Annotated in this window: 13 protein-coding genes; 4 read left to right on the top strand and 9 right to left on the bottom strand. The window is 59.3% G+C overall.

The features are described from left to right. Positions 1-126 precede the first annotated feature (126 nt). The 6 genes from ACR0NZ_RS18905 to ACR0NZ_RS18930 all read right to left on the bottom strand — a co-directional run bounded on the left by ACR0NZ_RS18905 (position 127) and on the right by ACR0NZ_RS18930 (position 5,471). On the bottom strand, positions 127-1,530 hold the full coding sequence (locus tag ACR0NZ_RS18905; protein WP_480521058.1) for an NAD(P)/FAD-dependent oxidoreductase: 1,404 nt from the start codon (positions 1,528-1,530) through the stop codon (positions 127-129). Positions 1,531-1,567: 37 nt separating this feature from the next. Beyond that, positions 1,568-1,954 (bottom strand): nuclear transport factor 2 family protein, encoded by a 387-nt coding sequence (locus ACR0NZ_RS18910; RefSeq protein WP_480521060.1) that lies wholly within the window; start codon positions 1,952-1,954, stop codon positions 1,568-1,570. Between the two features lie 26 nt (positions 1,955-1,980). Then, positions 1,981-2,475: a universal stress protein gene (locus ACR0NZ_RS18915; protein WP_480496051.1), complete on the bottom strand. Its 495-nt coding sequence runs from the start codon at positions 2,473-2,475 to the stop codon at positions 1,981-1,983. Between the two features lie 17 nt (positions 2,476-2,492). Then, entirely contained in the window at positions 2,493-3,833 is a 1,341-nt protein-coding gene (locus ACR0NZ_RS18920; RefSeq protein ID WP_480496053.1) for a TRAP transporter large permease, read from the bottom strand. 17 nt (positions 3,834-3,850) lie between these two features. After that, the gene (locus tag ACR0NZ_RS18925) at positions 3,851-4,387 is read right to left on the bottom strand and encodes a TRAP transporter small permease (protein WP_480496055.1); all 537 of its coding nucleotides are present in this window, start codon (positions 4,385-4,387) and stop codon (positions 3,851-3,853) included. 67 nt (positions 4,388-4,454) lie between these two features. Further along, positions 4,455-5,471: a TRAP transporter substrate-binding protein gene (locus ACR0NZ_RS18930; RefSeq protein WP_480496057.1), complete on the bottom strand. Its 1,017-nt coding sequence runs from the start codon at positions 5,469-5,471 to the stop codon at positions 4,455-4,457. Between the two features lie 157 nt (positions 5,472-5,628). On the opposite strand from ACR0NZ_RS18930, the gene ACR0NZ_RS18935 reads away from it, so the two are divergent. From ACR0NZ_RS18935 to ACR0NZ_RS18950, 4 genes are all read left to right on the top strand, one after another. Further along, positions 5,629-6,555 carry a LysR family transcriptional regulator gene (locus ACR0NZ_RS18935; RefSeq protein ID WP_480496059.1) on the top strand — a complete coding sequence of 309 codons (927 nt, stop codon included), beginning with the start codon at positions 5,629-5,631 and terminating at the stop codon, positions 6,553-6,555. 279 nt (positions 6,556-6,834) lie between these two features. Continuing rightward, a complete protein-coding gene (locus ACR0NZ_RS18940) occupies positions 6,835-8,874 on the top strand; it encodes an oxidoreductase (RefSeq protein ID WP_480521062.1) in 2,040 nt (679 codons plus the stop codon). 73 nt (positions 8,875-8,947) lie between these two features. Then, entirely contained in the window at positions 8,948-10,966 is a 2,019-nt protein-coding gene (locus ACR0NZ_RS18945; RefSeq protein ID WP_480521064.1) for a CocE/NonD family hydrolase, read from the top strand. A gap of 180 nt (positions 10,967-11,146) precedes the next feature. Beyond that, on the top strand, positions 11,147-12,289 hold the full coding sequence (locus tag ACR0NZ_RS18950; RefSeq protein ID WP_480521066.1) for an amidohydrolase: 1,143 nt from the start codon (positions 11,147-11,149) through the stop codon (positions 12,287-12,289). Positions 12,290-12,377: 88 nt separating this feature from the next. Here ACR0NZ_RS18950 and ubiV read toward each other — a convergent pair whose 3' ends face one another. The 3 genes from ubiV to ubiT are packed head-to-tail and all read right to left on the bottom strand — an operon-like array spanning position 12,378 to position 14,846. Then, on the bottom strand, positions 12,378-13,298 hold the full coding sequence (gene ubiV, locus ACR0NZ_RS18955; RefSeq protein ID WP_480521068.1) for a ubiquinone anaerobic biosynthesis protein UbiV: 921 nt from the start codon (positions 13,296-13,298) through the stop codon (positions 12,378-12,380). Between the two features lie 4 nt (positions 13,299-13,302). Beyond that, positions 13,303-14,280: a ubiquinone anaerobic biosynthesis protein UbiU gene (ubiU, locus tag ACR0NZ_RS18960; protein ID WP_480521104.1), complete on the bottom strand. Its 978-nt coding sequence runs from the start codon at positions 14,278-14,280 to the stop codon at positions 13,303-13,305. Then, positions 14,280-14,846: a ubiquinone anaerobic biosynthesis accessory factor UbiT gene (gene ubiT, locus ACR0NZ_RS18965; RefSeq protein WP_480521070.1), complete on the bottom strand. Its 567-nt coding sequence runs from the start codon at positions 14,844-14,846 to the stop codon at positions 14,280-14,282. The genes ubiU and ubiT overlap by 1 nt, the downstream gene beginning before the upstream one ends. Positions 14,847-14,906: the final 60 nt, after the last annotated feature.

Here is a 14,906-nt window from a genome sequence, read left to right on the forward strand (position 1 = left end):
CGCCGAGCCAATGATCCCAAACGCATGCTCAATTCCATGCATCTGCAAAACCTTAACAAAGGCCTCTTCCGTCGTCATCTTCATAGGGGTGTTTCCTTATCTTCAGAACGCTAAAGCGTTGGTAAATTACAGTATTTCGTCTCTGAGGTAATAGCCGACATACGCCATGCGCTGACCCAGACGGCGGAAGGGTGTCAGGATGCCGTGACTCGGCAGCGGGGACGTGAAGATCGGCAGGGCAAAGGCCTTGTCTTTCTTGCCCGCGATCAGCTGTGCCATACGACGCCCGGCCTGAGCCGAGTACATCACGCCGTTGCCACCATATCCCATCGCGTAGAACACGCGCTGTTCCGGGTCCGGTTGAAAGATACGCGGCATCATATCGTGGCTGACATCGACCCAGCCCCACCACGAGTAATCGAGGTTGATATCCGTCAGCGCCGGAAACTTTCGGGCGAGGCCCTTTTTCAGAAGCTCCAAATGTTTTTCGTTCTCGGCGTCTCGTCCTGTTACCGCGCTGCGGCTGCCGATCTGCATCCGGTTGTCAGGCAATAAACGATAATAATGGCGCAGGGTGCGCGTGTCCGTCAGGGGCGATTTGGTCTGAATGCCACACTCATCCAGCTCGGCCTGGGTCAGCGGCCGTGTCACCATCGAGTTGGACAGGATAGGCATCAAGCGGTGCTTTGTGCGCGTGTTCAGACCCGGCGGGGTATAGCCCGCGGTTGCCAAGGCCACCGTTTTGGCGCGGACGATGCCGCCCGGTGTGCGCAGGTGATGCACGCCGTTCTTCGTCTGCCATCCCATGACCGGGCTGCCGGTGTGAATTTTCACCCCCAGACGACGCGCCATGTTGACATAACCGAACGCCAGTTTACCCGCATGGATACAGGTCCCGTCAGGTTCCCACATGGCGCCTGCGGCTTCCATATCGCGCACGTGTTTTTCATGCAGTTCTTCCCGGGAGAGGATGCGCGAACCATAGCCGAACACATCGTTGAGCAGCTTGCTCTCTTTCTTGAGGGACGGCATGACCTTGTCGCGATGCGCGATGTAGTAGTGGCCACCCGGCTGGGGGTCGCAATCGATATCGTCGGACGCAATCAGATCGTTGAACAGCTGAAACGCTTCAGTGACCTCGGCATGCATGCGCTTGGCCACGTCCGTTCCCCACCGTTCGATCCATTGCGACCGCTTGAGCCGCCCGGATGAAATCTGGGCCTGCCCGCCATTGCGGGTGGAGCAGCCCCATGAGACGGTATTTGCTTCTAAAACAACGGCTTGAATGCCGTGTTCCTTGGCAAGATGGATGGCGGTGGACAGGCCGGTATACCCCGATCCGATCACCACCACATCTGCATCCATATCGCTGGACACAGGTCCATCATCGGCCGGAGGTGTTCCGGCCGTTCCAATCCAATACGTGGGCGCGTGGTCGCGATTGTGACCCGGACCCGCATCAATGATCGGGTCATATTTGGGGTCATAACTGGCCTTGGGCCAGTGACGCGGGATGCTGTTATCCACCATTCTTGTTTTTCTCCGAGGCTGCGCGCAGGGCGGCGGATCAGGCTTTGAACATCGGGCGAGCTTTGCGAAGCGCCTGTTTTACAATGATTTTACCGTCACGAACGGTGAACAGATCCGCACCTTCGGCTTCGATCCGCATTCCGTTTGCGTCGGTTCCCGAGAAGGTCCACTCGGATACGGCACGATCACCGTGGACAAAGTGGCTGTGATGATCCCAATGGGCGTCTTTCATGCCTGCCCAGACGCCCGAAAACGCGGCGGCGATGGCTTCGGCACCTTCAACCTTGTTGCCGTATTTCTCGTCACCGGCCACGGTGTAGAACACGCAGTCGTCGGCGAAGTGGGTCATCACGCCGTCGATGTCGTGGCGGTTGAACGCGTCGAACGTGTCCGCCAGGTCCTGCGTGGTCAGGGTTTTGTTCATTTTGTACTTCCTTGTCAGTGGGGTTGTTACATTTCGTCCGGGTTCGGAACGATCAGTGTCGGGATCCTGGAGCGCCGCAAAACGCGTTTTGCGACCGTGCCCAGGAAGGTGTGCGAAAAGCCGTGATCATGCGCTCCCAATACGATCAGGTCGCAACCCAGTTCGACCGAGCGGCGCAGGATCACTTCTGCCGGATGGCCGTCAGTCACCTCGACCGAGGTGACCTGATCGCGAATTTTCCCGTCGTCGCCGTCGAACTGCGCCCAGAACTTGGCTTGCCGCTCGGCCAGAACCTTGCGCACCATCTCGTGACGACGCTCAATGGCGGTCTTGCGGGTCTCTTCGTTCATAATGAAGATTTCCATCGTGATCTTGGCGTCGTCCGACAAGGGTTCATTCACGTGCAACACGTGAATCTCCGCCCCGGTGGCCTGCGCGATGCTTGCGGCATGGCGCATGGCGTGACCCGAGTTTTCGGACAGGTCGGTGGCAAACAGGATGTTGGAGACCATCTGTTTCATGTCGTCATCCTTTCAGATCAGTAGCCAAACAGCCGTGGAAGCCACAGCGACAGTTCAGGGAAGAAGGCGATAATGAAGATCGCCACCGTGTTTGCCGCCGCAAAAGGCAGCGCGCGCAACGAGATCTGTTCGATCGAGATGTTCGAGATACCCGATGCGATGAACAGGTTCTCGCCCAGCGGCGGGGTCTGGAACCCGATGCCCAGCGTACAGACCATCACCACGCCAAAGTGGATCGGATCGATACCAACCGAATACGCTACCGGCAGCATTACCGGAACAAGGATCAGGATGGTGGCCAGTGTTTCCATGAACATGCCGACGAACAGTAGGAAGAAGATGATCAGCGCCCAGATTACATAGAGGTTGTCGGTGAAGCTGAGCATCGAATCTGCGATGATCGCCGGGATCTGGTTTTCCACCAAAAGACGTCCGAACACCGTAGCGGTGAACAGGATCAGCAGGACGCGACCGGTCAGCCATGTGGTGGCTTCAAGCGACTGGAACAGCGACTGCCAGGTCAGTTCGCGATAGATGACTACCCCCACGAACAGGGTATAGAAGATCGCGACGATTGCAGCCTCGGTCGGGGTGAAGAAGCCGGTATAGATACCGCCCAGGATCACCAGCGGCGCCATCAAAGACCAGAACCCGCGATACATTTCGCAGCCCACATGGCGGATCGACCAGCCTTCGGCGACGCCTTTGTAGCCGCGCTTTTTCGACATGAAGTAGTTCAGGATCAGAAGGCTGGTGGCGATCAGGAAGGCGGGTACAAACCCGGCAATGAACAGTTTCGAAATCGAAACCGACTGGAAGGTGCCGAATTTCTCGACCGCTTCGGGTGGCGGGGCCATACCGAGCGCGGCAATGCCGAAGATCACCATCGGGATGGAGGGAGGAATGATAATCCCGAGGCCGCCAGAGGACGCAGTGATCGCCGAGGCATAGCCGCGCTCATAGCCGCGGTCGATCATTGCCGGGATCATCAGCATCCCAACAGCCGCGGTTGTTGCCGGGCCCGAGCCCGAAATTGCACCAAAGAACAGACAGGCCATGACCGTTGCGGCCGAAATACCACCGGTGAAAGGACCGGCCAGACTTTCGGCAACGTTGATCAGGCGTTTTGAGATACCGGCAGCCTCCATCAAGGCCCCGGCGAGGATAAAGGCTGGCAGCGCCATCAGCGGGAACGAGCCCACGGATGTAAAGGCGATCTGCACGAATTTGATCGGGTTATCGCCCAGATAGAGAAACGAGATCAGCGACGCGACACCCAGCGCCACCGTGATCGGCGCGCCAATGAGCAGCAAGAACAGAAATGATCCAAACAGGACCGTGACGATTTCGGATTCCATGATTTAACCCCCTGCCCTTAGGATTTCTTTGCTGCTTCGGTCGCAGCTTTGATTTCGTCGAGGTCGATCTGATCGGGATCGTGAATGTCCTCGCCTTTGACAAGGCGGAGGTAATTCACCTGAATGATGCGGACGGTCATCAGCGCAAACGCGATGGGCAGCACCATGTAGATATACTTCATCTCGACACCCAGGGTCTGGGATTTCCAGAACTTGTTCATCTTGTTGAAGACAAAATCTGTCGCCAGATAGAGGAAGTAGACATTGAAGAAGAGCCAGAAGAGATCGGCGAAGGCTTCGATGTACTTGATCGCCCCCTCAGGCAGGAACTTGAACTGGAATGTCACGCGGTTATGCGCCCCTTTCAAGGCGGCGTAACTTGCGCCGAAATAGACGAACCATACGAACATGTAGACCGAGAGTTCTTCGATCCAGCTGACCGAAAAGCCGAAGACTTCGCGCGCGATGATCTGCACGAATAAAAGGCAGACAAAGCCGGATAAGAGTATCCGGCAGATGACACTTTCTATGTTGTCCAGAAATTTCCAGAACATGTGGTTTCACTCCTCCCTGAGATGAGAAGAGCGCCGTGGCGCTCTTCTCGGTATCGCTCTGCGGCGATTATTGCTGCACCGGCTCGCGGCCAATGGCTTCCAGAACGGTGTTCAGTTTTTCGACGCCACCGATGGAGTCGTAGAACTGGGGCCATACGGCACCTGTCGCCAGTTCGATGAACTCGGCTTCGTCGTTTTCGGGATCAATGATCTCCATACCTTTGGCGGTCAGCTCTTCCTTGATGGCGGCTTCGGAATCCCGCAGGAACTGTGCGGAAGCCAGGGTGGCTTCCTGTCCCGCTTCAAGGATAATTGCCTGATCTTCTGCGGACAGGTCCTGGAAGACCGCTTCTGAAACGATCAGCGGTTCGATCGAGAAGATGTAACGCAGGTTGGTGACGTGGTCCTGAACCTCGTAGAACTTCATCGCGTTGATGGTCAGGTAAGGGTTGTCCTGCCCGTCAACCACCTTGGTTTGCAGACCAGTGAAGGTTTCCGACCAGGCCATTGGCGTCGGGTTGATGCCCCATGCCTTGTAGGTTTCGATCATGATCTCGTTCTTGGGAACGCGGATGACCAGATCCTGAAGGTCGGCAACCGATTTGACCGGCTTTTTCGAGTTGGTCAAGCGACGGAAACCGGTATAGGTCCAGCCGATGATGCGCACGCCGGCATCACGGATGGTGTTTTCGACCAGTTCCTGACCGATTGGGCCCTGAGTCAGCTTTTCGGCATCTTCCAGGCTGAGGATCACGTAAGGCAGCGTGAAAACACCGACCGAGGGCGAGAACGGCGTGATGTTATTGATCGCCAGCAGCGACATATCCAGCGTGCCGATCGCCGCCTCGTTCACGGTGTCCTGTTCGGACCCCAGCTGACCGTTCAGGAACAGCGTGGCGGTGTGGGCACCGCCCGATTTCTCTTCCAGCGCCTTGACGAAGGCGATGCCCAGAGCTTCCTGTGCGCTTCCTGCGCTATCGCCCACCGCGATCTTGAAGTTCTTCGCATCAGCCGTGCCTGCAACCATCAGTGCAGCAACGGAAACGGCGGCGCTGATGGTGCCAAGCTTTTTGATAAATGACATGGATGTCCTCCCATTTGTCGTGTTTCGAGGTGCGCGATGGCCTGGGGAGAAGGTGGCCAGTCCGATTCTGCCTCGGCCACAAGAGGCTATCTTGCCAACATGGTTTCGTCGTTGTTAATATTTGCGCGAAAGGTTTCACAAATGTCGAACTTATAATATGAGACAGAACCCACTGGCCACCCGCATCGGGGACACGGACATTCGCCTTCTTCGGGTTTTCAAAACCGTTGCGGAAAGCGGAGGGTTTTCGGCAGCAGAAATTGAGCTCAACATCGGGAAATCAACAATCTCGAAACACATATCGGATCTGGAACTTCGGCTGGATCTGAAGCTGTGCAACCGTGGCCCGGCGGGTTTTTCCCTGACTGAAGACGGCGAGAAAGTGCTGGCCGCGACAGAAGACCTGCTGATTTCGGTTTCGCAGTTCAGAACCGAAGTCAACGAGATCAAGCAGCAACTGGCAGGAAGTATCCGCGTGGCGCTGTTCGATCAATGCACCACGAACCCCGAAGCGCGCCTTGCGCGCGCCATTCACAGCTTCAACGAAGCCGCCCCTGCCATCCAGATCGAGTTGTCGATTGAACCGCCTAACGTCATTGAGACCATGGTTATCAGCGGGCAGCTGGATGTCGGGATCATCGCCCTGCACCGCCCCTCGGCAAGCCTGCATTATGCGCCGCTTTATGGGGAAAACATGTTTCTGTATTGCGGGCAGGCCAATCCGTTGTTCAGCCAGTCCGCTGACACGCTGAGCTTGCGGGACATTCAGGCGTTCAACTATGCGGGTCTGAACGTGAACTCGCCCAACCTGATCTACGGCCAGCAACTGGGGTTTCGGCGCGCCGCCAAAGTGCAGAACGAACAAGCCCTTGCAATACTTATTCTGTCGGGCAGCTATCTGGGCTTTCTTCCGGACCATCTGGCGCAGGAATTTGTTGATAAGGGGCTTATGAGGCAGGTGATGCCGCAGGAAATCAAATACAGAACGCGCTTTGCGGCGGTGACGCGGAAACAGCCGGATCCGACACGCGCGGCCAAACTGTTTCTGGAAACCCTGCTGAGCGTCCATTCCGAAGTGCCCTGAGCCCGGCCTCGTCGCCTGTTTGCGCGAGGGCACCCCGTTTATTAACCGAAGACATGCGCCAGCCGGGGGCGCACGGCCGCGCTTGTCGTGTCCACTAGGGCGAAAGGCACGGGGAAAATTGGTCGAAAACGTCTGATTGAAAACAAATTTGACTTGGCAATTCCAGTTTGATTTCAATCGGCGAAGACCATCACCTCTTGCCCCCAGATAACCGGAGAGCTGCATGTCATCCGACCCTGTTGCCGCCTTGCGCAATCAAACTGATCACGAGGCGCAATCATGAGCCGCGATGCCTTGCTGCAACCTTATCAGCTAAAGCACCTGACGCTGAAAAACCGGATCATGACAACCAGTCATGAACCCGCCTATCCCGAAGGTGGGATGCCGACGGAACGCTATCGTGCCTATCACGAGGTGCGGGCCAAAGCGGGGGTTGCGATGACCATGACGGCGGGGTCGGCCGTTGTCAGCCGCGACAGCCCGCCTGCGTTCAACAATATCCTGGCATACAAGGACGAGGTGGTCCGCTGGATGGCGGAGCTGACGGATGCCTGCCATGCCCATGGCTGTGCGGTGATGATCCAGCTGACCCATTTGGGGCGGCGCACGGGCTGGAACAAGGGTGACTGGCTGCCGTCCCTGTCGCCGTCGCACGACCGGGAACCAGCGCACCGGGCCTTTGCCAAGAAGATGGAAGATTTCGACATCGCGCGGATCGTGACCGATTACGCCGATGCCGCCGAACGGATGCAGGCCGCCGGGCTGGATGGAATTGAATTGCAGGCCTACGGTCATCTGATCGATCAGTTCTGGTCGCCGATGACCAATCGGATGGAGGCGCCCTTTGGGGGCAATCTGGACAACCGGATGCGCTTTGGTTTCATGGTTCTGGACGCAATCCGCGACCGCGTCGGGAGCGATTTCATCATAGGGGTCCGTTACACCGCCGATGAGGTGGAAAAGGGCGGCATAACCGAAGCGGAAGGGCTGGAGATTGCCCGAAGGCTGCGCGACAGCGGTCAGGTCGATTTCCTGAACATCATTCGCGGGCGTATTCATACCGACCCGGCCATGACGGACGTGATCCCGGTTCAGGGCATGAAAAGCGCACCCCATCTGGATTTTGCCGGGCGGGTTCGGGCCGAGGTTGGGATGCCGACCTTTCACGCCGCGCGCATTCCCGATGTGGCGACGGCGCGGCATGCGGTGGCCTCGGGCCTGCTGGACATGGTCGGCATGACCCGCGCGCATATGGCAGATCCGATGATCGTTGCCAAAATCCGGGCTGGACGGGAAGAGGACATCCGGCCCTGTGTCGGTGCCACTTACTGTCTTGACCGCATTTATCAGGCGGGTGAGGCGCTGTGTGTCCACAACCCGGCCACCGGGCGCGAATTGTCGATGCCGCATCTGATCCCCGCCGCTGAAACGCGCCGCCGCGCGGTGATTGTGGGCGCAGGCCCCGGCGGGCTTGAGGCGGCGCGGGTCGCGGCCGAGCGCGGGCATGACGTCACCGTTATTGAGGCCGCCCCCGCACCCGGCGGTCAGGTGCGGCTGACCGCGCAGTCCCCGCGCCGGGCCGAGATGATCGGGATCATCGACTGGCGCATGGCCCAATGCGCCGCACGCGACGTGACATTTTGTTTCAACACCTTTGCGGACGCCGATGCTGTAACTGCGCTTGCGCCGGACATGGTGGTGATCGCAACCGGCGGATTGCCCGAGGTGACGGTTCTGGAGGCGGGTAACGATCTGGCGGTTACTGCCTGGGATATCCTGACCGGTGATGTGCGCCCCGGCGACAATGTCCTTATCTATGACGATGCAGGGGATCACCCGGCCCTGATGGCGGCTGAGGCTATCGCGCAAGCGGGGGGGCGGGTAGAAATCATGACCCGCGACCGCAGTTTTGCCCCCGAAATCATGGGGATGAACCTGGTGCCCTACATGCGCGCCCTGCAAAAGACCGGTGCCGTGTTCACAGTCGCCCGGACGCTGAAATCATTGGTGCGATCAGGCAATCAGCTGGAGGCAGCCATTGGTACGGATTACTCGGACCTGATAGAAAAGCGCCTGTATGATCAGGTGGTTGTCAATCAGGGTGTTTTGCCGCTGGATGATCTGTACTTCGATCTGAAACCGCTGTCGCGAAACTTGGGCGCCGTGGATTATGAAGCGCTGGTCGGCAGGTCCGGCCCCGTGTTTCCGCAATCTGTCCCAGAGGCGGGGTTTGATCTGTACCGGATCGGCGATGCCGTTTCATCGCGCAACACGCATGCCGCCATTTATGATGCGCTGCGCTTGGGGATTCGATGGTGAGGCCATTGAAACACCCCCCGGCCAAGCACGCCACAAACAACTTTTCACCTGACAGTCAGTCAAAGGACCGGACATGAGCAATACAGAGGTCATCGAAACCGTTTGGATTCCCATGCCGGACGGCGCTAAACTTGCGGCACGGCTTTGGCTGCCCGGCTCGGCCCGAGCAACGCCCGTTCCCTGTGTTCTGGAATACATCCCCTATCGCCGCCGGGATCGCACCCGGATGCGGGATGAAAGCATGCATCCGCATTTCGCCGCTGCAGGCTATGCGTCGATCCGGGTGGACATCCGCGGCTATGGCGACAGCGACGGGATTCCCGAAGACGAGTATTCGCATCAGGAGATTCAGGATGGGCACGACATCATCCAGTGGATTGCCGATCAGAACTGGTGCGACGGAAATGTCGGAATGTTCGGCAAAAGCTGGGGGGCGTATAACGCCTTTCAGGTGGCCGCTACCCGCCCGCCTGCGCTGAAGGCGATTGCGCCGGTGATGGGAACGGATGACCGCTGGCGCGAGGATATTCACTTTTACGGCGGCTGTCTGGCCAATGACAATTTCTGGTGGGGCTCGATCATGCAGCTGTACAATGCCATGCCGCCCGACCCCGAGATTGTGGGCAAAGATCGCTGGATCGACATGTGGCGCGCACGGTTGGAGGGGGCTGAATTCTGGCCCGCCATGTGGCTGGAACATCAGACCCATGACGACATATGGCGGCGCGGTTCGATCTGCGAAAACTACGCGGATGTCGATGTGCCGGTGTATTTCTTTGGCGGATGGATGGACCTGTATCGCGACACTCCTTTCCGCATCGCAGAACACCTGAGCGGGCCGGTCAAGATCCTGATGGGCCCCTGGGCGCATCTGTACCCGCAAGAAGGGGTGCCGGGGCCCCGGGTCGATTTCGTCGGCGAGGTGATCCGGTTCTGGGACCATTGGCTGAAGGGGATCGACACGGGCCTGATGGACGAGCCGCCCTTGCGGTTTTTCCTGCAGGACAGTGCCGCCCCGTCCGGAACACATGTGCACCGCGACGGGCAGTGGATCGAGGAGCCAAGCTGGCCATCGCCACATGTCAAGGACCAGCCCTTGTGGCTAAATGACGGAACGCTGGACGCCTCCGCCGGGTCCGGCGGGGAGATGTCGGTTTGTTCGCCGCAGAATTTCGGGGCCGCAGCGGGCGACATGTGTTCCTTTGCAATACCCGGAGATATGGCGGCAGATTGCCGGATCGAAGCCGCAGGGGCGCTGCAATTCAAAGCAGAGCCACTTGGAGAGCCGATCGATATTCTGGGCCAGCCCTCGGTAGACCTGACAGTTTCTGCCGATCGGGCGCAGGGTTTTGTTGCGGCCTTGCTGGTGGATGAGGCCCCGGATGACGCGCAGACATTGATTGCACGCGGGTTCTGCAATCTGACCCACCGGATCAGCGACACTGAACCGACACCGATCACACCCGGCGAAGACATGCACGTGACTGTCCCGCTTTATGGAACCGGTTATCGGGTGTTGGCGGGTCATCGCATCGTTCTGCAAATCGCGTCCGCCTATTGGCCGGTCCTGTGGCCAGCGCCCGAGCCGGTTACGCTGACGATCCAACCCGGCACATCGCGGCTGATCCTGCCCGTGCGCAGCCAGCATGATGACGCGCCAGCCCCACGCCCCTTGCCCGAACCTCGGGGTCCCGACGTCGCCCCGCGGAAGACGAACGTTCGCTCCGGTTCGATGGAGCGTTCGGTCCACACCGATCTGACCAATGGCGAGGTGACACACAGGTATTTCCTTGACGGGGGTGTCTTTGGGCCGGTGGGCGATATTCGCCTCGACGATATCGGCACGGTGCTGAGCGATATGTCGGATCGACGCTATACCATCCAGCCGGATGATCCGTTGTCGGCAGTAGCCACAATGGAGCAAACCGCCGGTTTCGACCGCGAGGGGTGGTCCGCCAAGATCTGGACCTGTTCCGAACAAAGGGCGACTGCGACCGAATTTCACCTGACCGCTCGCCTAAAGGCGTGGTCGGGTGACGACCTGATCTTTGAGGAAGAACAGTCTTTTGTCATCCCCCGCAACGGGATGTAGGCGCAGAATGGTTTACAGACCTGCCGTCTTGTGATGCGTGGGCTGGTGTTCCCCTCGCGGGATCGAAATTGTTCAGGGCTCTCATCCGGGGGCAACGTGCATCAATCGGAACCTATCTTTGAGCGGGATTGCAAAACCCTGTAGCAATGACGAAAGAAAGCAGGACGAAGGAGAGTTGCCTTGACGAGTTTTTTTGAGAACCTGCGCGCCCTGCGGCATGAGTTTCACCGCAACCCCGAGCTTGGCTTTCAGGAGGACTGGACCAAGGCCCGGATCGCCGATCACCTGAGAAGCCTTGGCATCGAAGTGCATGAGGGTGTCGGCGTTGTTGGTGTTCTGCGAGCGGGCCATGGCAACCGGTCCATCGGTCTGCGCGCGGATTTCGACGCCCTGCCCATTACCGAGGCCAACAACTTTGCCTACAAGTCTCAGAATCCGGGCGTGATGCACGCCTGCGGCCATGACGGCCATACGACCATGCTGCTGGGCGCGGCCGAGCTTTTGGCCAGGGATCAGGGCTTTGACGGCACCGTTGTCTTCCTGTTCCAGCCCAATGAGGAGCACGGGCTGGGTGCGCGGGCGATGATTGATGAAGGCGTCCTGCGGGATTTTCCGATTGACGAAGTCTATGGCGCGCACAATCTGCCGGGCGAACCCGTTGGGCGGGTTTCAACCCGCGCCGGTGTTGTTTGTTGCAGCGAAAGCCTATTCGAGATCACAATCACTGGTCAGGGCGGCCATGCCTCGATGCCCCATGTCGGGCGCGAGACACTTACGCCCGCAGCAGAGCTTGTTCTGGCCTTGCAAACCATCGTTTCGCGTAAGCTTGCCCCGGCGTTTGGCGCGGTCGTTTCCGTGACCGAGTTCATCACCGATGGGCAGCGCAACGTCCTGCCAAGCCGAACGGTGTTGAAAGGGGACGCACGGGCGATGTCCCCCGACGACCGCGCGCGGATTGAACATCACATGCGGCAGATTGCAGCAGGCGTGGCGGAAAGCCACGGTGTCGCGGTGACGGTGGAGTTCCAGACCGAATTCATCGAGGCAATCAACGATGCCGACGCCGCAACCCATGTGGTTTCAGCAGCAAAAACGCTGGGTTTGGAGGTTGACGGCGACCGGACCGCCATGTCGTTTTCCGAGGATTTCGCGGAATTTGCGGCAGCGGTTCCGGGGTGTTTTCTGCTGATCGGCAATGGAACCGAGGGGTCGAATGGCCGCCCCCTGCACGCGAATGACTATGATTTCAACGACGCGCTGCTGCCATTGGGAGCAAACCTGTGGGCCGAACTGGTGCGGCAACGCCTGCCTGTGACCACCTGACTGTGCAGGACGATCCATAGATTTTCCGGATCGCCCGCTCAGGTCGTGCTGAAAATTCGCTATCGGATGCCGGTCTTTTCCAGAATGATCAGCGTGCTGCTTCGGTGGGCGCGCATGCCGAACCCGACCATTCAGCGCCGGATGCGCCGGTCAGGAACCCGTCGCTTAGCCTTATACCGGGATCGGCGGCGCGCAGCGCATGTTCCAGATCGCCCCGGTCAAGTTGCCCATCCAGCCGCTGTCGGTAGAGCGCGCAGAGCCTTGGGAACCCCTGAGATTGCGGCGACAGGCGCAGGGCCGCGACGCCAGCACTTTGCAGCAACTCGATCTGATGATCCGTGCAGGCATAGCTGTCTGACAGGGTCTGCACACCGTTCATGGCCATGAACGGCTGTCCATCGCCGGTCAGCACTTCCAGCCCGTCGGGATCGTTTTCGCAGGCAAACTGGCAATTATCCTTGCTGCGCCCATGCAGGCGCGCGTGGTAACACCGGCCGGAGATGGCCAGCGGCAGGCGACCGTGGCCCCAAACCTCGACCGCGACACCCAAACTGGCGGCGGCTTGTGCCAGAACCCTGACCGAGGCGATTGGCAGTTCCGGCGGCAGGCATATGCGACGCGCCCCACGTGACGCCAGCCATGCCAATGTGCCTTCGTTATAGACATTGATCAGCGGTCCGACATCGAAATCGGTGTTTTCGGGCAGATGCGCCAGCGCAGTCAGATCGTTGATCTCGACCGTGACCCCCAGATCCGCCAGATCGGCGGTCAGCTTGCGTTCACGCTTGAGCGTCACCAGTGCAAGACTGGTCAGCGCAACCTGTTTGCCTGCCTCAACCAGCCGGGCAATCGCGTCGGGAATCCGGTCCTGATAAAACGGCAGGCGCTTGGAACAAACCAGCTCGCCCAGCACGATGCGGTCGACGGGGGTTTGGGCCAAATCCTCGTAAAAGGATGTCCAGCTATCGGCGGGCCAGAAAAACTGGTTGGGGCCAACGGTCAGTTCCATCGCGCTATCTCCAGGTTTTTTTGTATGCGCCGGTTGTCATGGCCTGCCCTTCGGACAAACGGGCCAGCATCCCCTCGGGCAGAGGGCGCCCGGCCTCAAGCGCGTCGACAGCGGCACGGAAGTTCCGAACCACCTGCGCAACGTAGGATTTCGAGCGCTGGCGCCCTTCGATTTTCAGCGCGGTGACACCGGCCTTCTGCAATTGCGGGATCAGCCGTTCCGCATTCAGGCTGACGGGGTCTTCGAACAAATGGCCCGTCTTTTCACCTGCGGAAAAGCACCCTTTGCACAATGTCGGATAGGGTGCAGGCTGATTTCGTTCGACCCGGTGGATCAGGTAACCGCCCAGGCGCGTGTTCAACGCGCCCTGATCGTTCTGGTATTCGACATGGCTGGCGGGCGAACAGACGCCGTTCATGTTCGGAGACAGCCCGGTGGCGTAAGAGGACAGTGAACAGCGACCTTCGGCCATCACGCAGAGCCCGCCGAACACAAATACCTCAGTCTCGACTTCTGTTTCGGCGTTGATGGCGGCGATTTCGGGAACCGACAGCACGCGCGGCAGGACCACACGTTTGACGCCGAAGGTTTCGGCATAGAAGTTGATCACATCGGCATTCGCCGCCGCGGCCTGCACGGACAGGTGCCTGCGCAGCCCCGGATGGTTGCGCGCGGCATAATCCAGCAGCCCGATATCGGCGAGGATCACGGCATCCGCGCCGCAGGTTTCCGCGTCGGCCACCGCGCGATGCCAGATTGCTTCGCTGCCGGCGCGGGGAAACGTGTTGATCGCAACCAGTACCTTGGCCCCGTGGTCATGGGCAAAGGCAACACCCGCGCGCATTTCGGCCCGGTCGAAGTTCAGGCCCGGAAAGTTGCGCGCGTTGGTTTCGTCATTGAAGCCGCAATAGACTGTATGCGCCCCGGCCTTGACGGCTGCGCGCAAGGTGGCGGGCGTTCCTGCCGGGCAGACGATTTCCATCACCATAGTACAGCATCTTCCGGTCGAGTCAGGTACAGGCCGGTTCGACGTTCCACCAACGCGATCAGCTGCTTCAGCGGGCGCGCAAGCGGGCCGGAGAGGGCTGCGGCCTCGTGCGCGAGGTCCAGTTCCGCGTCGTCGATCGCATTGCGCAGGGCCAGTGTCGCGGCCGTATCGCCCTCGATCACCAGATCACGTGAGAAGAACAGTGCATCGCCGTCAAATGCACCGTGAACCAGCCCAAGAAGGGCCGCCAGAGGGCCGGAAATACGCGCAACCCCTGTCCCGCTGCGCCGGGTCAGTGCCACCTTTGGGGCACCGCCATTCGGATCAAGCAGCAGGACGACAGGCAAATCCGTCGGATCAAGAACGAAAACTGATCTTCCGTATGCGCCAAGCCGTTGAAACATTTCCGGGTTTTTCTTTGCGACCCGGCGCGTGAAGACCGTCAGCGACAGCGACAAGGGGCCAAGCGGCACTATCCGAAGCATGGCCGCCAAAGCCGCCGGGCAGCGCGGTATCGTATTCTGAGGAACCGGCAATGAGACCTCCTGCTGTCTCAACATTATGACCTTGGATGCCTTCCTAGGGCGATCGCGGCTGGGGTGACTTGACGGTTGTCAATT

The organism is Ruegeria sp. AE3 (assembly GCF_056542225.1).